This is a genomic window from Pseudomonas sp. LJDD11 (genome assembly GCF_024584215.1).
Lineage (GTDB): Bacteria > Pseudomonadota > Gammaproteobacteria > Pseudomonadales > Pseudomonadaceae > Aquipseudomonas.
In genome coordinates this window covers 29,574-47,560 of the sequence record NZ_JANJFL010000014.1, presented here as the reverse complement: position 1 = coordinate 47,560, position 17,987 = coordinate 29,574, and the positions used below count along the sequence as shown (strand labels likewise).

Sequence of the window (17,987 nt, the reverse complement as noted above, 5' to 3'; positions counted from 1 at the left end):
CTCGCGAAGAGGCCGGTAAAGTCACGGCATCTGCTGCGAATGTGCCGCAGTCTTCGCTAGCAAGCTAGCTCCCACCAGGTTCACGTCAGGCTCAAGTGATAGGCACAACGCCGACTCGGTGGGAGCCAGCTTGCTGGCGAAGAGGCCGGCAGGATCAATCTGCTGTTGTGCAACCTCCATAGACAAAACCTGGAGCTTGCCCAAGGCCATACAGTCCCCCACCGAGATCTAGGTAACTGGCAGAACAGTGTTGGCTTTAGCCACGAAAGTTTTCGCAGCCAAAGCTGCTACGAGCTGATGGGGCAGATGTGTCAAGCCACAGCTCAGTGCTCGGTGACCCGGCTGCGAGCCATACCAGCGCCCGGCGACAGGGCCAGCGCCAGTTGGGTGCGATTGTGCATGTGGGTCAGGCGCAGTACCTGAGAGACATAGAGCTTGACGGTGTTCTCGGTAATCCCCAGCTCACAGGCAATCTGGTAGTTGGTCTGGCCCTTGCCAACCAGCCGCGCCACGTCCAGCTGGCGAGGCGAGAGGGCAGAGAACAGGTCAGGCACATCGACAACATTATTGTTGCTCTGATCGTTAGCCGACAGTTGCGGCACAAGCGGCGGGCGAGCGTTGTCCAGGTCGTGGTACAGATCGTCGATAGAGGCGGCCAGAAATTGCAGCTTTTCATTGAGCTGGCCAAGCTTCTGCAGGCTGTTTTGCCGTTCCTGCAGGGCGAATTCCTGGCGTTGTACGCCTTCGAGCAACTCGTCGAGGTCTACCGGTTTCTGGTAGTAATCGGAAATCCCGGCGCGCAGGGCGTTGATAACGTCCCTTTTTTCGGCGCGCCCGGTCAGCATGATGGCTTCGAACAGGTGTTTCTTGCCGCCGATCTGCTTCATCGTCTCGACCAGTTCAATGCCGTTCATACCGGGCATTTCCAGATCGCAAAGGACAATGCCGATACTTGCGTCATCGCGAAACCGCTCAACGGCCTCCAGGGCGCTGCTGCACTGCACACAGACATAGCCACAACCATCGAGAAACTCGGCCAACTCTTCAACGATCAGCGGCTGATCGTCGACCACCAGAATTTTCACTGCCGAATACTTGTTCACGCGCTACTCCCTGCCTGACCATTCCCGAATTCCTTGCACATTGATCCCTGCCACGGGTGCAGGGTTTGAGTTCGGGTGTGTCTTTAACCTAGACGCACTTGTTGACTATGTACATAGGACTAAAACCTGATTCTGACTAGCGGATGCAAAGGGCCACCAGCAGCAGCCCCGTAAACAGGAACGGCGAGAACGGAAATTTTTCCCCGGAGTCAGGATTCATCGGGCTATAGCGTGCAGCCAGACCATGACCGAGAACACCAAATACCGCTCGTCGGACGCCTAGCCACACGACCACCGTCACGGCTGCGCCGATGAATGTGCCCAGCAGATACAGGCTGTCACTGGCCAGCGCCAGAGCCGCCAGCAGCTTTACGTCGCCGCCCCCCAAACGTCCCAGCGCGTAACCGGGCAGGGTCATGGCCAGCGCCAATAGCAGGGCTCGGCCACCCTCGGCGGGTTCGGCGCCCAGCCAGGTCTGACCGCTATACAGCAACCACCCCAGTGCAGCGGCACAAGCACCCAGTGTCAGGGTATTGGTGATTTGTCTGCGCCGGGCATCCTGTTCGGCACAGAGGGCGAACCATATGAGTAGGAAAAGTAATTTCATTGAGTAAAAAACATCCTGTATTTCGGAAAGATCCTATGCTCTGTGGAGTAGTACTGTCAGGGTAGACGCCGTCATGCCAGCCAGCGGTCCATCAGGCCTGCATCGCCAGAAGGGCGCTGCCGCGATCGAGTTCGCGGCGGTGTTCGTGATTTTTTTCGCCATTTTCTATGGTGTGGTGAGTTATAGCCTGCCGTTGCTGATGGTCCAGTCGTTCAATGCCGCTGCCAGCGAGGCGGTGCGTCGCAGCGTGGCGCTGAGTCCTGGAGTTGCCAACTACAGCACTCTGGTGCGCAGCCAGGCCGAGAGCGTGTTGCAGAGCCAATTGGCCTGGATGCCCAGCGCGCTGAATTTTGGCCCCTCCGACTACAGCGTGACCTTCAACGGTACGGCGCTGACGGTCAGCATCAACTATCCGAAAACCAAACTGGCGCGCGTACTGCCGTCGCTGACCCTGCCGATCATTGGCGAGGTGCCGCGCTTGCCCGCCCAACTGTCTGCCCAAGCGAGCATTCAACTTGTCCCATGAAAAAAGTCGTTTGAGCCGTTGGCTGGGGCGCTCCGAGGTGCCCGCCCGCGAGCCTTCAACTCCGCTGGTCGTCGAGCCTGACGCGATCGGCGCGGACCTGTACCTGCTGCTCAATAACGAGGGGCAGATTCACAGTATCAGTGCGCACCTGCTCAGCCGTCTGGGCCTGAGCGCGCATACCGTGCTCAACCAGCGGTTGATGATTCTGCTGTTGCCCAACAGCGCGCTGGTGGTCGAAGGCGTGCCGGGGGACTGGGTCGGGCACATGCTGGACCTGGATTTTCGCAGCAACGATGGTCACACCCTGCACGCGCGCGGCTGGGTGCAGCACCATGGCAAGGGCTGGCTGCTGCAACTGACCGATATCAGCGATCTGATGGAAGAGGCCAGCGCTGCGCGTACCCGCCAGCAATGTTTGCGCCTGGCCGGGCAGATGGCCGAGAAGATTCGCGGCTGTATTGTCGAGCGGCTGCCGAGCGTGATTGCCGAACAGCTCGAAGAATTGGCGCAGATGTGGCGCATTCCCTGCGTCGCTCTGGCCTTGCCCGAAGCCAGTGGTATTGGCTGGCGGGTCTACAGCCAGTACAGCGCCCATACCGCGCCGGAACTGTGGCAAGTCGGCCAACGGCTGGGTAACGAATTTGACCTGCTGGATGCCAACATCGCCCACGAGCTGCATTTTGGCGGGCATACCGAGCTGTCGCCATTGCAGAGCATGTTCGGCAATGCTGATGGTTTTCTACTGCCCCATAGCCGCGACGGCGTGGCCAAGGCCTGGTTGATGTTCGGCTTTTATGAGCCGCGTCGGCAGGCACCGGATCTGGGCGAGCGAGAATGGTTGAACTTGTGTTCAGCACTGGCCGGCCCGGTCCTGTTCCGCCTTTCCGAGCAACATAACCGCCATCACGTCGAACGCTTGGCAGTGCTTCAGGATTTGCTCGGCACCGGCTGGTGGGAACTGTTGCCTGGCAGTGATGAGATTCTGCTGGCGCCGCAACTGGCACGCAGCCTGCGCCTGAGCGACCGGGTCGAGCGTCTGGCGCGTCAGGACTGGCTGGCGCTGATTCACCCTGCTGACCGGCAAGAGTTGTCCAGCCGCCTGCTGCAACTGCGCGACAAGGGTACGCCGATGTTGTTGTGTGTGCGCCTGGCCCATGCCGACCCTGGGCAGGAAACTGTCTGGCTGCGCATTCAGGGCCAGGCCTTGATCAGCGGTCAGGTGCAGCGCGTGCTGGGCTTCATGCTTGATGTCAGCGATATCAAGAACCAGGAGACCGAAGCGGCGGCGGCCCATGCGCGGCTCGACAACCTGATTGCCAGTTCGCCGGCGGTGATCTATGTGCAGCGCTATGACCAGGGCAATCTGGAACCGAGTTTCTTCAGTGACAGCCTGACCCCGCTGCTGGGCTGGACCCTGGCCGAGTGTGTCGACGGGCAACTGGCAGGCTATATCCATCCTGAGGACCACGACATCTGGTTCGAGCGTAACCGCCAGTTGCTGCGCGAAGGCTTCGTCAGCCGTCGCTATCGCCTGCGCGGCAAGAATGGTGACTATCACTGGCTGCTGGATGAGGCACGTTTGCTACGCGACGACCTCGGCATGCCGGTCGAGGCGGTCGGTCTTTGGCTGGATGTCACCGAAGCCACGCTGGCCGCCGAGCGGGTGCGTGAAAGCGAAGAGCGTTACCGGATTCTGGTTGAAGATTCGCCAGCGATGATCTGTCGCTACAGCCCGCAGTTGGTCCTGAGTTTCGGTAACCGGCCGCTGGCAACTTACCTGGAGTGCGACCCGGCAGAACTGCCGGGGATCAATCTTGGTGACTGGTTTTCGGAAGACCAGCGTGAAGCCTTTGTGCGGCGTATCGCGCTGCTGACCCCCGAAGCGCCGATGAGCACGGCCGAAATCTGTCTGGAACTGCCCGGTCGTGAACATGCCTGGTGGGTATGGGCCGATCGCGGTGTGTTCGACGAGTCCGGCACGCTGGTGGAAATCCAGGCCGTGGGCCGTGACAACACTGACGTGCGGCGTTCGCGCATGCAGCTCAACCAGAGCGCCAAAATGGCTACGTTGGGCGAGATGGCCACCGGTCTCGCTCACGAGATCAACCAGCCGCTCAACGTCATGCGCATGGCGGTGGTCAACGTGCTCAAGCGCCTGGAGCGCGGCAATGTGGATGTCGACTACATCACTGACAAGCTCAACCGCATCGACAGCCAGGTGCAACGCGCCGCGCGGGTGGTCGACCATATGCGCGTGTTCGGCCGCCGTTCCGAGGTTGAAGAGCAACTGTTCGACCCCTACGACGCCCTGGAAGGCACGCTGTCGATGCTCAGTGAAAGCATGAAAGGCAAGGGCGTGCACATCGAAGCCGGCGAGCGCGGCGCGCCGGTGCAGGTGCGCGGGCATGCCGACCAGCTGGAGCAGGTGCTGATCAACCTGATGGTCAACGCCCGTGACGCCATGCTCTCGCGCAAGGAGCAGAACCCTGACCTGCAACCGGCGATCAGCCTGGACATGCAGCAGGTTGACGACAAGGTCATCGTCACGGTCCAGGACAACGGTGGCGGCATCGACCCGCGGCTGCTGGAAAAGATCTTCGAGCCGTTCTTCACCACCAAGCCGGTGGGCGTCGGCACCGGGCTGGGATTGTCGGTGAGCTACGGCATCATCGAACAGATGAAGGGGCGCTTGAGTGTCAGCAATGCCAATGATGGGGCAAGGTTCAAGATCACCTTGCCGTTGTTCAACGGGGATTAGATCACCAGCGTGGCCTGACCGAAGTTGCAGCTCAGGTTGGCACCGACGTCGGTGGGATTGAGTGTCAGCCCGAGGGTGTCGAGCAATGGATCGAGAACTGACGTCAGCAGTGGTTTGAGCAGCAACTCCACCTGCTGATCGACCAGCCCCAGCAGGGTGTTGAGCAATGTCCCGGTGCCGCTGATGAGACTGCCCAGAGCGTTGCCGTTAAGGGGCTTGTAGACATTGATATTCACACCTGAAACCACGCCATCGAGCAGCGTGCTGGATTTGACATAAGCCGCAGCGGGCAGGCGGGTAGGCGGCTGGCCGATTTCTGCAGGCATGTTGATGGTGGTATTGACGCTGGCAGGGCTGGTCAGCAGCGCATTGTTCAGCGTATTGAAACTCATGCCGATGCCGCCCCCGGCAAAAGGTACCCTGGCTGTGCAACTGCCCAGCAGATTCAGGAGTTGGGTGCAGGTTTGTGTGCCGATATCAACGATGGGCAAAGGCTGGGCAATGACTGCGGCAGGATCGGTACTGGCCGGAAAGGCCGCAGCGCTGTCGATCAGGCCCAGGCGGGCATTGAGCAGCGAAGCGTTGGTGCGTACGCTCAGCGACTTGTCGGTATTGCTGTTGCAGGTGTAACCGGTGACGTAGGCTTCACCGCCAGCCAGGCTGAGGCTCAGGTCTATCCTGGGGCCGAGTAGACTTGAACTGCTGGAGGGTAGAATCCAGGGGTCAGTGACCAGGCACTTGGCGCCCAGCAGGCAAGTCACATCCCCCACCACCCCGGCAATATTCAGGGTCAGGGCGTTGTTGAGTACCGAGGTCAGGTTACCGACCAGTTTGGTGACAGCATTGACCGGTGGCTTGTTGAGAATATCCAGCAAGGGCAGGTTCACCGACACCAGCATGCGGGTTTGTGCGGTACGCACGTAGATACGGTTCGGATCATCGGCGACGGCAAGGGCCGGGTTGACCTTGCGCGGATCACCGATCGCGGAGAGCTGTGGCGGCTCGATGACTTTCAATTGTGTGGTGATTTGCCCGATGCCCAGCACATTGATCTGGCTGTTAGCCGTGATGCCATTTTTTTTGTTGGCCATCTGAGTGAGGCTGGAGATCAGGTCGAACACATTGACTGTCGAGTTCAGGCCGGCAAGGTCCGTTCCGCCCTGAACCTTGATCAGGTCACCAAGCACCACGGTAGTGCTGCCCGCTGCGGCTTTCAACGCCTGCAGATTGAGGATGGTTGCCGAGGTGCTGAGCGTACCGTTCGTTTGCAGAACGTTAATGGCGGTCTGTATCAACTGGCTGACCGTGGCGTTGGCGGACAGCACCTGGGTGTAGCCGACCGCCGTCAGGTTCAGATCGGTTTTCAAACGGTCCAGATAGCTGAGCAGGTTGAGATTGATATTTGCCAGCCCCTGCCAGCCGAGCAGATCGATATTGGTTTTAGCGATGCTATTGAGAATTGGCAGGCTGGCGGTTGCCAGAACGTTGCGGATTGAAAGCTGCGCCAGTGGCGGGGTTGCTGCCGCCACCGCTGTCGCACTCAACTGCACATTGGCCGGTTGCGGCCCGCTGCTGAACAGGGCGGCAACTCCGGCGGCGATGCTGCGGGGGACACCGTGGCTGGCGACCACGCGAATGGCGTCGGTGCTGGCGGCGTTGGCCACGAACGCGCGGCGGCCGTCTGCGGCATTCACGCTCAGGGTTCCGCACAGGGTGTTGAGGGTACGGCCATCGGTGTCAGGGATGAAACCGTTGCGTGTCGCGCTCTGGGTGGCATACAGCGAGGCGGTCGCGGCACTGTTGCAATTGCCCTTGCGGCTCGCCGCTTCCAGCGCTGCCATATCGGCAATGCGCTGCAAGGAACGTTTTTCCAGATACAGCCGGCCGCTGTCGAGCACCGTCACGGTAAACAGCAAGGCCAGGCCAAGGGTCAGCGCCGCGACCAGGCCGATGGCACCCCGCTGCCTGTGAGGCATTGCAAAGCAATGATTCAGGGGAGACATCCAGCACTCCTTTCCTTAGGTTCACTCACCTGTGTGGATGGCAGTGTAGTAAAGCTCCGGTGACAGCGCTGGCATCAGGCCAGCCAGGCAGATGGGTGGTTTGCTATTTTTTGCCAACCGCTATAAACCGGTTTCGGCTGTTGCTTGGTGCGGCGATCAAGGCTGGCGTGGAACAGTCGAGGTATTGGGCGATGCGGCTTATCTGGCGAGTGTTCAGCTGGCGAGTGCCGATCAGTCAAGGCCCACTCGGCCCGGTGGGAGGAGCCGGCCGGCTGGCGACTGCTGCGGTACATTCGCAGCAAATGTGCCGGCTCTACGGGCCTCGTCGCGAGTAGAACTCCCTCCCACTGGGACTGAGCCAGGTCCGAAGTCGCTTAACTGATCGGCATTACACTGTAGGAGCGACTTCAGTCGCGAACCGGTTATTTATCGTGGCGGATACTGCTCCAGGATCTTGGCCACGGTGTTGCGCACCGCTGTGTCCCGTGCCGCCGGGTTGGCTTGATTCTGCTCCAGGATGCGCTCGGTGCTGCCGCGCCAGACCAGCTTGCCGTCCTTGCCGTCGAACAGGTCGATCTGCAAGGTGGTGACCTTGTAGTCGACGCTGCGGGTTTCACTGGCCAGCGGTCCGCCCCAGTAGCCGTAGCCGCCCCATGGGCCCCAGCCGCCGCCGTAATTGGTGCTGACCAGTTGCTGGCGGTCTTCGACGATCAGCCAGGCTTGAACCTTGAGGTCAGCCGGTGCTCCGGCGCTGGCCGGGCGCAGGCCGCGCTGGTCGAGTTGCTGGTTGATCGCATCACGAATGCGCTGTTCGGTCAGGTCACTCTTGAGTCGCGGGTCCGCTGGCTGATATTGCACCGCAGGCTCCTGCCAGCTCCAACTGCGATAGCCGGCAAAATCACGGCGGGCGTCGAAGTCGCGGTTGATCTGGCTGCTTTGGCAGGCGCTGAGCAGCAGGGTAAACGACAGCAGGGCGAGACGAAGGTACATGGCAGTGGCTCCGAAAGGTTACCCGGGAGGATACGCCGTAAGGGCCTTTTGCACAGCCTGGCGCAAGGCCTGATTGCGTGAAGATTGATCCTTGCCGCTGCGGGTTTCGGCACTGGCACTCCAGACCGGCTGACCACTGTGGGCGTCGAACAGACGGATGCTCACCACCAGCACCTGTTCTTCATAAGTGCGCACCATCGGCACCCGCGCATAGCCGCCGTAGCCGTGCCGATAACCGCCGTAGCCCAGCCCGCCGCTGTAGTAAGGGGCCGGGTAGTCTTCACGCACCTGACGCAGCCGGGTTTCCAGGCGGCTATCAGCACTGACCAGCACATCGGCAGGGGCGTTGCGGGCCGGGCGCAGGCCGCGCTGGTCAAGGCCGTTGCTCACCGCCTCGGCGACCTGTGCGGCGTCCAGCCAGGCTGAACCGGTCGGCAGCCGGTTGTCTTGCCAGCCCCAACTGCGATAGCGCGTGTAGTCTCTGGGCGCTGCCGGATAGGCACTCAGGTCCAGCGTTTGCGCCGCCGTGGCCGGTGCGGCGGGTAACGGGGCAGACTGCGCATGGTAAGGATTGTCGCTCTGACAGGCACTGATTCCCAGGGTGATGGTGACCAAGGCAAGACGAGCGTACATGGCAGTCTCCGGTGTGTTACATGGGGCGGCAGATCCAGTGCAGGTAACGGCCCAGCCCGGCAAAAGCAGGGTGACGGCGGTGGGACAGCTCCATTTCCAGCAGTTGCTCAAGATCAGCACGCTTCTGGAAGTCGACGGGCATGTAATCGTGAAATACCCGTATGCCACTTTGGGTTTCGACCCGCCACAAGGGCGCAAGTTGCGCGGCCAATTGCCGTGGGTCGAGGGGCTCCTGTGGGGTCAGGCTCTGCTTTTCGCCGGCCAGCTCGTTGCTGCGCAGCTTGCGGAAATGGCCTTTGAGCAGGTTGCGGTACACCAGTGCGTCGCGATTATAAAAAGCCAGCGACAGCCAGCCGTCTTCGCGGGTCAACTGCCGCAATACCGGCAAGATGGTGAACGGCTCGGCCAGCCACTCCAGCACCGCGTGGCAGACCACCAGGTCATAGGGCTCATCCAGCAGGGCGGGCAGCTCTTGCCAGGGCGCCTGAATGAAGGTGGCGGCCAGCCCGGCTTCGGCGAAGCGTTGGCGCGCGCCCTCAAGCATTGGCGCGGCGGGTTCGCTGACCGTAACCTGATGGCCGCGACCGGCCAGCCATAACGACATATGCCCAAGGCCTGCACCAATGTCCAGCACCCTGAGCGGGCGCTCGGGCAGTGCTTCGGTCAAATCGGCTTGCAGCACGGCCAGGCGAATCGCGCCTTTGGCGCCACCGTAGATTTTTTCCGCGAAGCGGGTTGCCAACTGGTCGAAATGCCGGTCGCTGGAATTGAGCTGTTGGCTCACTTGGCAAACCTCCGCTCACTGTCGGTCAGTTTGCTGCGCACCACCTGATCCATGTCCAGCCCCAGCTCGCTGCACAGCAACAGCAGATACAACACGATATCGCCGACTTCCTGGCCTGCGTGGGCGAGTTTTTCCGGCGGCAACTGGCGCGACTGGTCTTCGCTGAGCCACTGGAAGATTTCCACCAGCTCGGCCATCTCCACACTGGCGGCCATGGCCAGGTTCTTCGGCGCGTGGAACTGCTTCCAGTCGTTGTTATCGCGGATGCGGTGCAGGCGTTGGGTGAGTTCTTCAAGGTTCATGGTGGTTTCCTCAGCCTGCCTGGTTACACCAGCACAAATTCTGGCTCTGGTTCCTGACCGGCTTGCGGCTCGCTGCCGGCGCCGCTGGCCAACAGACCAGACACTTCCAGCAGCAGCCTGACCCGACCCACCAGGTCGTGATTGGCCATGGCCTGCAACTCGCCCAGCAATGCCTCGTTCAGTGCGGGCAGCTCGGCCTTGTAGAACGCTTTGTAGGCTTTCTTCAGCACGCTTTCGACATCGGCGGGCAGGGTTTTGGTGAACTGTCGGGCAACCTTGCGGCCATCGGCTTCAAACGTATGCAGTTCGGTATAGCCTTCCTGGTTGCCATTGCTCTTCTGGCAGCGAATGCAAGAACACGCACCCTGTGCGAACGCCTCAAGCAAGAACGCATTGAAGGCCACGACCGGCTTCAGGGCCAGCCGCTTGTCATCGTCAAACAGATCCAATTTCATCCCTCCGGGCAATCGAGCTTATCGGGGCGCCACGATACAGCAAGCCCGGACAAGCGTCACAAACCGCCCGCCCAATCCCACCTCAATGCTGATTTGAAGTGCAGTAGGAGCGAGCTTGCTCGCGAAAGGGCCGGTAAAGGCACAGCAGATGTAGTGTTTTTACTGGCCTCTTCGCGAGCAACCGGAGCGCCGGCCGGCTCTTCCCACCAGGGGCATGCAGTGCTTAAGTACAGTATTGCGGCTAAAGCCGGTCCTACAGCGGTTGCCAACTGCCGGTCATATGCTTGATCCCGCCTTCGAGCCCATCCACCTGCAATTGGCCATGCGACCCGGCCGCGCTGGCTGACAGGATCACCGCCCCCGGCAAGCGCAGCGGTTTGTGAAACTGCACCGCAATTTCAATATTCGCGTCAGGCAAATGATCATCCAGGGAAGCCAGTGCCCGGGCCTTGAGCCACATCCCGTGCGCAATCGCCTTGGGAAAACCGAACAGCCTGGCACTGGGCGCGCTCAGGTGAATCGGGTTGTAGTCCCCGGACACCCTGGCGTACTGGCGCCCTATGGATGACGGGGTTTCCCAGCGGGCTACCTCGCTCAGCGGTTCATGCGAAACCTCGACGTCGTCGTTAAGCACGCCATCGACCTTGGCGTCTTTGCACAGAAAAGTGCTTTCTTCTGCCCACAGCAGCCCCAACCCGTCATCGATCTGGGTAAACAGACTGAAAGTCGCGCCCTTGGCATGCGGCTGCAGGTTGCCGGCATGAATGCTCACGTACACCTTGCCGACCCCGCCAAGTGGCCGGTGAACACTGATCCGGTTGCCCAGATGCACCAACCCCATCAACGGGAAGGGAAAGTCTTCGCTGGTCATCAATTGCATTTGCAATGGGAACGCCAGCACATGCAGGTAGGTAGGCGGTAACAGGCGGCTGTCGGCGAATCCGCAGACTTTGCGATAGGCCGCAAGCTTCTCGGCATCGACGCTTACCCAACTGCGCAGGCCCAGGTCCGGCAACCGGGTGCCGCTGACCTTGCGGCGCAAGGCCGCCTGGAAAAACAGGCTTGGCAGGGGTGGCAGGTTATCCAGGTAACGCCAGTGTGCAGTCATCTTGTCTCTCCTTGTATCGGCAGCCATGTTGCTGCCTGACGGATTTCAAGCGCCGATCACGCTCTGCCCGCACACGCGCAAGACCTGGCCGCTGACTGCGCCGCTGCCTGATTGGCTCAGCCAGGCCACCGCCTCGGCCACGTCTTGTGGCAGGCCACCCTGGCCCAGCGAATTCATGCGCCGGCCGGCTTCGCGCAGAGCGAAGGGCATTTTCTCGGTCATGTGCGTTTCGATGAATCCCGGTGCCACGGCATTGATGCTGATGCCGCGATCCTTGAGTATCGGCGCCATGGCTCTGGCGTAGCCGATCAGGCCGGCCTTGCTGGCGGTGTAGTTGGTTTGGCCGCGATTGCCGGCCAGGCCGCTGATCGAGGCCATCAGCACGATACGCGCGTCGCTGCGCAGGGTGCCGTTATCGAGCAAGGCCTGGGTCAGCCGCTGCGGCGCCTGCAGGTTGATATCGAGCACCGCATCCCACAGGTCGGGGGTCATGTTGGCCAGGGTTTTATCGCGGGTAATACCGGCGTTATGCACGAGAATGTCCAGCCCTTCGGGCAGATGCTCGCGCAGTTGCTCGGCCGCATCCTGAGCACTGATATCCAGCGCCAGCGCCTGGCCGCCAAGCCGGGCCGCCAGCGCTTCAAGCTCGGCACGGGCTTGTGGCACATCAAGCAGTAGCACCTGCGCACCATCGCGGGCCAGGGTTTCGGCGATCGACGCGCCGATACCGCGGGCGCTGCCGGTCACCAGTGCGCGGCGTCCGGCCAGCGGACGGCTCCAGTCCTGGACCTGATTGCCATTAAGTTCCAGTTGCAGCACCTGGCCGCTAATGAATGCGCTCTTGGGGGACAGGAAAAACCGCAGCGCGCCTTCGAGCTGAGCTTCGGCGCCGGTTGCAACCTGCAGCAACTGCACGGTGCTGCCGTCACGCAGTTCCTTGCCCAACGAGCGGCTGAAGCCTTCGACGGCCTGCTGAGTGCTGGCCGCCAGCGGATCGTCGAGGCTGGCTGGCGCATGGCCGAGAATCACGATCCGCGCGCAACGCTCCAGCTCGCGCAGCACCGGCTTGAAGAAGTCGCGCAGTTGCACCAGTTGCTCGGCACGATGCAGCCCGCTGGCATCGAACACTACCGCCTTCAGGCGCGGGCTTTGCCCTGCGACCCACTGAGGTGCATCGGGGACGTCATTGTCCAGACTGTACTGAGCGTCAGTCAGCCGCGGGGCAAACTGGCGAACCTGATCGGCCAAGGGACCGCTGCTGATCAGCAGGTTGCCTTCGATAGGGCGCAGGCGGCCTGCCTGCCAGCGTTCCAGGCGTGTCGGTGTGGGCAGGCCCACGGCTTTCACCAGGCGACGACCCATGTCGGAATTGGCGAAATCGATGTAGCGATCGGACGGCATGGAACACTCTCCTTGAGTCTGGGTTCAAAGCAGTGGACCACAGCCATGCGACATTTGTTCTTCTATGCGCTGTGCTGCTCATTTTGTGTAACAACTTGCCCGTAGGGCACCGCTAAAAACTACCTGCGTTGCCATCGCCGCGTTGAAACCAGGCTCAGAATGCTCATTTACAACCCGTAAACTGCGCTTCTTCGCCTGTTTTCGCCTTGCGTTGGCTGCCTCGCCTACGTTTTTAGAGGCACCCTGCAGGCTCTTCTGAACCCTGAAAAAACGGAGTTTTTCCATGAATCAGCCACGTCGTGTCGCCATCGTCGGCGGCAACCGTATCCCCTTCGCCCGCTCCAGCGGCGCCTATGCGACGGCCAGTAATCAGGAAATGCTCACCGCCGCGCTGGAAGGCCTGGTTGAACGCTTCAATCTGCATGGCTTGCGGCTGGGCGAAGTGGTTGCCGGGGCGGTGCTCAAGCACTCGCGGGATTTCAACCTGACCCGTGAATGCGTACTCGGCTCGCGGCTGTCGGCGCAGACTCCGGCCTACGACATCCAGCAAGCTTGCGGCACTGGCCTGGAGGCCGCGCTGCTGGTGGCCAACAAGATTGCCTTGGGGCAGATCGAGTGCGGCATTGCCGGCGGCGTCGACACCACCTCGGATGCACCGATCGGCGTCAGCGAAGGGCTGCGCAATATTCTGCTCAAAGCCAACCGGGCCAAGTCCACGGCCGACAAACTCAAGACCCTGCTGCAACTGCGCCCGCAGCACCTCAAGCCGGAGCTGCCACGCAACGGCGAGCCGCGCACCGGGTTGTCGATGGGGCAACACTGCGAGCTGATGGCGCAGACCTGGGGTATTGATCGGCAAAGTCAGGATCAACTGGCGTTCGATAGCCACATGAAAATGGCAGCGGCCTATGCCGAGGGCTGGCACGACGACTTGCTGACGCCGTACCGCGGCCTTAACCGCGACAATAACCTGCGCGATGACCTGACCCTGGACAAACTCGCCAGCCTCAAGCCGGCCTTTGAGCGCAGTGCCAAGGGCACCCTGACGGCGGGTAATTCCACACCGCTGACCGATGGTGCGTCGCTGGTGCTGTTGGCCAGTGAAGCGTGGGCCGCAGAGCGCGGCTTGCCGGTGCTGGCGTATTTACGTGATGGCGAGGCGGCTGCGGTGGATTTCGTGCGTGGTGCCGAGGGGCTGCTGATGGCCCCGGTGTACGCCGTGCCGCGGCTGTTGGCGCGCAGTGGCCTGAGCCTGCAGGACTTTGATTACTATGAAATCCACGAGGCGTTTGCCGCACAGGTGTTGTGTACCCTCAAGGCCTGGCAAGACCCTGAATACTGCCGCACCCGGCTGGGGCTGGCGGCGCCTTTGGGCAGCATTGACCTGAGTCGGCTGAACGTCAAAGGCAGTTCGCTGGCGGCCGGTCATCCGTTTGCCGCCACCGGTGCGCGGATCGTCGCCAATCTGGCCAAGTTGCTGGACGTGGCCGGCCAGGGCCGCGGGTTGATCTCGATTTGTGCGGCAGGTGGCCAAGGGGTAACCGCGATTCTGGAGCGCTGATTCCGGACGGGACGGCCGGCGCGTGGTAAAGCTGTTCAAGCGTGGGCATAATCGGCCCGCGCAGCCTGCGTTTGTTTTCGGCTAACCCTTCAGGTAGAGCATGGGACTGATCATCGCGGTACTGGTATTTCTGACCCTGGTAGGGGTTGCCTTATACCTGTTCGACAAGGGGGCCAGGACGCGTTGGCTGCAGCCGCATATCGGCCTGTTGCTGATTGGCTTGCTGATCGCCGGTATGGGCTGGCTGATGGGCTTGCTGTCGGCCGACATCGAAGCCTGGTTCATGCTGGTGGCCAAGGCGGTGATTGCCCTGGCCGGGGTCATGCTTTGTTTGCGGCTTATCAAGCGTATTGCCAAGCGGTTTATCTTCCGCGATTGAACGCGAGCCGAGACTTCATCCGGTGGACACTCACTTCAAGTTTCTGACCCTGCCCAACGCCACCGGCGATGTTGCGAATATCTTTGTCCATGGCTATTCGGCCGGTCACGACCTGGATGACCGGCGCATGCTGGCGGCCAGCATCCCCGCCGAGTTGCGCCAGAGCATCAACGTTCTGGCGTTCTGGCCGTCCAGTCATTTCATGCAGATGGATAACCGCTCCCGTGGTTTGCTGATGGCGGCCGCGCGTTTGCACCCGTTGGCCGGTGCTGCCGCGTTGGCAGGTGATCGGGCCATGCATTTTGCGCGCATTCGCAGCCGTGCCGAGAACATGGGCAAGGTCCTGCTGCGGCAACTGGGCAGTTATCTGGCGCAGCATCACCCGCAGGTCAAACGCATTAACCTGATCGGCCATTCGCTGGGCGGTCGGCTGTTGATCAGCATGCTCAGGCACCTGGACGCTGCTAACGAACCTGACTTGACCATCGGTGATGTGCTGTTGATGGGCGCGGCGGTGCGGGTCGAAGCAGAGGAAGCTGCGCAGTTGCGCCCGCGCATCGCCGGGCGGCTGATCAATGCCTGGTCCAGTGAAGACCCGGTGCTGCTGCTCAACCTCGGCGAGCGCAGCCTGGGCCGAATGCCGGTGGAGCACTTTGACAATGTGCGCATGACCGGTTATCGACACAACCATTACTGGAAGCGTCTTGGCGACGTGTTGGCGGCCACGCAGTTCAGTGGTTTCGACGGGCCACTGGTGGATACAGCGTTGTTGCCGGTTGCCGACCTCGATCCGGTGTTGCAGGACGCCTACTTGCTTGACGTGGTGCGACGCTCGCCAGCCTATCTGCTGGATGAGGCCATCAAGCATCTGCGCAGCAGCCGCTGGACGCGCCTGCAGGCGCATGAGCCGGACCGGGCTTACGCCTTCGCCCGTGAGTTCCAGTTGGTGGGCGGGCACTTTCTGCTCAACGCCGCACGCCGTCACGGGGTTTCCTACACCCGGGTACTGAGCATGCTGGCCCGCCAGTATGACCTGGGAAATGCCTTGCACCACTGCGCCACCGTCGTCGAGGTCGAGGCGTTGCTGCTCAGGACGTTCTTCGCCCACGCATTCGTCGATGATCATCCGCTGGCCCAGGCGCCGTTGAGCAGTATTAGAAGCATGCCCTGGGATACCTATGCCCGGCATATTGATGAGCTGGCCGAGCGACTGACACTGGCCGCTTCATTCAAAACCGTTTCGCCGTCCACCGCCCCGCCGGTCAGCGGCGTGGCCGGGTCTGTCAGAGGCGTGCTGGGGGCAATCAGGAACGCGCCGCTGCAACGCCTGATGACGCGCTTTGGTACGGCGCTGCGACCAGGCTATTCAGCGCTGATTCCCACCGTGGCGATTGTGTTCTATGCCCGGATTACGCTGGATGATGAAGGATTGATGTAAGCCCTTTTGTACAGTGTCGGGCTGACAGGCTACTCTGTGAAGCCATTACCGACTTGAGCTATAAGAGCCGAGAATGCTGAACAACGGACAGGCCAGCGCGCCATCTGCTGCCGGCCAGCGCAGTATTCCTGACCTGGTGGATTTGCCGCGTCCGCTCTATGCCAGAGCCGAAAGTCTTTGGGCCGGGTCCTGGACGCCGCCGCACAGCCATGACTGGGTGCAGTTTTCCTATGCCATCAGTGGGGTGCTGGGTGTGCATACCCCTGAGGGCAGCTTTTTCGCGCCGCCGCAGTGGGCGGTGTGGATTCCGGCCGGGCTTGAGCATCAAGTGGTGACCTCCACTGAAGCTGAAATGCGCAGCCTGTATGTGCGTAGCCGTGATTGCCAATGGGCGCCGCCGCGCTGCCGGGTACTGGAGGTCACGGCCTTGACCCGCGAGCTGATCAAGCATTTTTGTCAGTTGCCGTCCACCTACCCGGAACACGACAGCGCCGAGGCGCGTCTGGTGCATGTGCTGCTCGATCAACTGGCGGTCTTGCCTGAGGTCGGTTTCAGCCTGCCACTGCCGCGTCATGTGCGGCTGTTGGCGTTGTGCAACGAGTTGATCCGCGACCCCGGCCTGCCTGTGACACTGCACGAATGGGCCGCACGGCTGGGCACATCCGAGAAAACCCTGATGCGCTTGTTTCAGCGTGAAACCGGCCTGAGCTTTCGTGGCTGGCGACAGCGAGCGCGTTTGCTGGCCTCGCTGAACGCGCTGCAAGACGGCAGCCGGGTAACGGACACCGCATTGCAGTGCGGTTATGACTCGACTTCCGCGTTTATCGCAGCCTTCAGGAATCTGTTTGGTTTTACACCGGGAGAGTTGTTCAAGCAGTGATGAACGGCTGTGAAAACTGTGACTCCAACGCCGATTGGTAAACATTTGTATGCACCTGCTGTGTAGATCAGCAAGCGGCCCCTCTACTCGCTGGTAGCGGATTGCCGTATAACGACGACTTACGCGTATCTGGCAAAGGACCCCCACTCAAAGCCGATGAAAACTCCTAAACGCATTGAACCCCTGATCGAAGACGGTCTGGTCGACGAGGTGCTGCGTCCGCTGATGAGCGGGAAAGAGGCAGCTGTGTATGTGGTGCGCTGTGGCAAGCAATTGCGCTGTGCGAAGGTTTACAAGGAGGCGAACAAGCGCAGTTTTCGTCAGGCGGCGGAATACCAGGAAGGGCGTAAGGTTCGTAACAGCCGCCAGGCGCGAGCCATGGCCAAGGGCTCGAAGTTCGGTCGCAAGGAAGCCGAGGATGCCTGGCAGAACGCCGAGGTCGCAGCACTGTTCCGCCTGGCCAGTGCCGGGGTGCGGGTACCCAAGCCCTATGACTTTCTCGATGGCGTGCTGTTGATGGAAATGATCAGCGATGGTGACGGCGATGCGGCGCCACGCCTGAACGATGTCGAGCTGGAACCGGAGCAGGCCCGTGAGTATCACGCCTACCTGATCCGCCAGATCGTGCTGATGCTGTGTGCCGGGCTGGTGCATGGCGATTTGTCGGAGTTCAACGTGCTGCTCGACCCGGACGGCCCGGTGATCATCGATCTGCCCCAGGCGGTGGATGCGGCGGGCAACAATCATGCATTCAGCATGCTTGAGCGCGATGTCGGCAACATGGCCGCCTACTTCGGACGTTTTGCCCCAGAGCTCAGAGAGACCCGCTACGCGAAGGAAATGTGGGCCCATTATCAAGCCGGCACCCTGAGCCCGGATACGCCGCTGACCGGCCAATTCCAGGACTCGACCCGCGAAGCCGATGTGCGTGGGGTGATGCGCGAGATCGAAGCGGCCAAACGCGACGAGGCCCGTCGTCAGGCAGCCCTGGCGGCTGCCGATGCGCCAAACGGGCGGCAGGACGAAGAGCCGACACCGCCGTGGATGCAATAAACCGGT

The 17,987-nt window shown here is 61.3% G+C and carries 17 protein-coding genes; 7 read left to right on the top strand and 10 right to left on the bottom strand.

Annotated features, from left to right (window positions below; all coding sequences use genetic code 11):
* Positions 1-323 precede the first annotated feature (323 nt).
* Together NRB16_RS16960 and NRB16_RS16955 are read right to left on the bottom strand one after the other, a co-directional pair.
* On the bottom strand, positions 324-1,103 hold the full coding sequence (locus NRB16_RS16960; protein ID WP_045483889.1) for a response regulator transcription factor: 780 nt from the start codon (positions 1,101-1,103) through the stop codon (positions 324-326).
* Positions 1,104-1,239: 136 nt separating this feature from the next.
* The gene (locus tag NRB16_RS16955; protein WP_253117422.1) at positions 1,240-1,710 is read right to left on the bottom strand and encodes a prepilin peptidase; all 471 of its coding nucleotides are present in this window, start codon (positions 1,708-1,710) and stop codon (positions 1,240-1,242) included.
* Positions 1,711-1,783: 73 nt separating this feature from the next.
* Between NRB16_RS16955 and NRB16_RS16950 the strand changes: the two genes are divergently transcribed.
* Together NRB16_RS16950 and NRB16_RS16945 are read left to right on the top strand one after the other, a co-directional pair.
* A complete protein-coding gene (locus tag NRB16_RS16950; protein WP_045483886.1) occupies positions 1,784-2,236 on the top strand; it encodes a TadE/TadG family type IV pilus assembly protein in 453 nt (150 codons plus the stop codon).
* Entirely contained in the window at positions 2,226-4,994 is a 2,769-nt protein-coding gene (locus tag NRB16_RS16945; RefSeq protein ID WP_257106549.1) for an ATP-binding protein, read from the top strand. Before NRB16_RS16950 ends, NRB16_RS16945 begins: the two co-directional genes overlap by 11 nt.
* On the opposite strand, the gene NRB16_RS16940 is transcribed toward NRB16_RS16945, so the two are convergent.
* The 8 genes from NRB16_RS16940 to NRB16_RS16905 all read right to left on the bottom strand — a co-directional run bounded on the left by NRB16_RS16940 (position 4,991) and on the right by NRB16_RS16905 (position 12,670).
* Positions 4,991-6,997, bottom strand: a complete 2,007-nt coding sequence (locus NRB16_RS16940; protein WP_045483882.1) for a pilus assembly protein TadG-related protein — start codon at positions 6,995-6,997, stop codon at positions 4,991-4,993. The genes NRB16_RS16945 and NRB16_RS16940 overlap by 4 nt on opposite strands.
* A gap of 426 nt (positions 6,998-7,423) precedes the next feature.
* The gene (locus NRB16_RS16935) at positions 7,424-7,987 is read right to left on the bottom strand and encodes a DUF4136 domain-containing protein (RefSeq protein ID WP_253141621.1); all 564 of its coding nucleotides are present in this window, start codon (positions 7,985-7,987) and stop codon (positions 7,424-7,426) included.
* 18 nt (positions 7,988-8,005) lie between these two features.
* The gene (locus NRB16_RS16930; protein WP_257106548.1) at positions 8,006-8,620 is read right to left on the bottom strand and encodes a DUF4136 domain-containing protein; all 615 of its coding nucleotides are present in this window, start codon (positions 8,618-8,620) and stop codon (positions 8,006-8,008) included.
* Between the two features lie 16 nt (positions 8,621-8,636).
* The gene (locus tag NRB16_RS16925; RefSeq protein WP_257106547.1) at positions 8,637-9,404 is read right to left on the bottom strand and encodes a methyltransferase domain-containing protein; all 768 of its coding nucleotides are present in this window, start codon (positions 9,402-9,404) and stop codon (positions 8,637-8,639) included.
* A complete protein-coding gene (locus NRB16_RS16920; RefSeq protein ID WP_257106546.1) occupies positions 9,401-9,706 on the bottom strand; it encodes a MazG-like family protein in 306 nt (101 codons plus the stop codon). Before NRB16_RS16920 ends, NRB16_RS16925 begins: the two co-directional genes overlap by 4 nt.
* Before the next feature lie 23 nt (positions 9,707-9,729).
* Positions 9,730-10,161, bottom strand: a complete 432-nt coding sequence (locus NRB16_RS16915; RefSeq protein WP_253141626.1) for a hypothetical protein — start codon at positions 10,159-10,161, stop codon at positions 9,730-9,732.
* Positions 10,162-10,414: 253 nt separating this feature from the next.
* The gene (locus NRB16_RS16910) at positions 10,415-11,269 is read right to left on the bottom strand and encodes a MaoC/PaaZ C-terminal domain-containing protein (RefSeq protein WP_253141629.1); all 855 of its coding nucleotides are present in this window, start codon (positions 11,267-11,269) and stop codon (positions 10,415-10,417) included.
* Positions 11,270-11,314: 45 nt separating this feature from the next.
* Positions 11,315-12,670: a 3-oxoacyl-ACP reductase gene (locus NRB16_RS16905; protein WP_257106545.1), complete on the bottom strand. Its 1,356-nt coding sequence runs from the start codon at positions 12,668-12,670 to the stop codon at positions 11,315-11,317.
* A gap of 283 nt (positions 12,671-12,953) precedes the next feature.
* Between NRB16_RS16905 and NRB16_RS16900 the strand changes: the two genes are divergently transcribed.
* The 5 genes from NRB16_RS16900 to NRB16_RS16880 all read left to right on the top strand — a co-directional run bounded on the left by NRB16_RS16900 (position 12,954) and on the right by NRB16_RS16880 (position 17,981).
* A complete protein-coding gene (locus NRB16_RS16900) occupies positions 12,954-14,231 on the top strand; it encodes an acetyl-CoA C-acetyltransferase (protein ID WP_257106544.1) in 1,278 nt (425 codons plus the stop codon).
* A gap of 100 nt (positions 14,232-14,331) precedes the next feature.
* Complete coding sequence (locus tag NRB16_RS16895; protein WP_045483859.1) at positions 14,332-14,610, top strand: hypothetical protein; 279 nt, start codon at positions 14,332-14,334, stop codon at positions 14,608-14,610.
* A gap of 22 nt (positions 14,611-14,632) precedes the next feature.
* Positions 14,633-16,048, top strand: a complete 1,416-nt coding sequence (locus NRB16_RS16890) for a DUF726 domain-containing protein (RefSeq protein ID WP_253117432.1) — start codon at positions 14,633-14,635, stop codon at positions 16,046-16,048.
* A 73-nt stretch (positions 16,049-16,121) separates the two neighbouring features.
* The gene (locus NRB16_RS16885; RefSeq protein WP_257106543.1) at positions 16,122-16,928 is read left to right on the top strand and encodes a helix-turn-helix transcriptional regulator; all 807 of its coding nucleotides are present in this window, start codon (positions 16,122-16,124) and stop codon (positions 16,926-16,928) included.
* Between the two features lie 156 nt (positions 16,929-17,084).
* A complete protein-coding gene (locus NRB16_RS16880) occupies positions 17,085-17,981 on the top strand; it encodes a PA4780 family RIO1-like protein kinase (protein ID WP_045483851.1) in 897 nt (298 codons plus the stop codon).
* Positions 17,982-17,987: the final 6 nt, after the last annotated feature.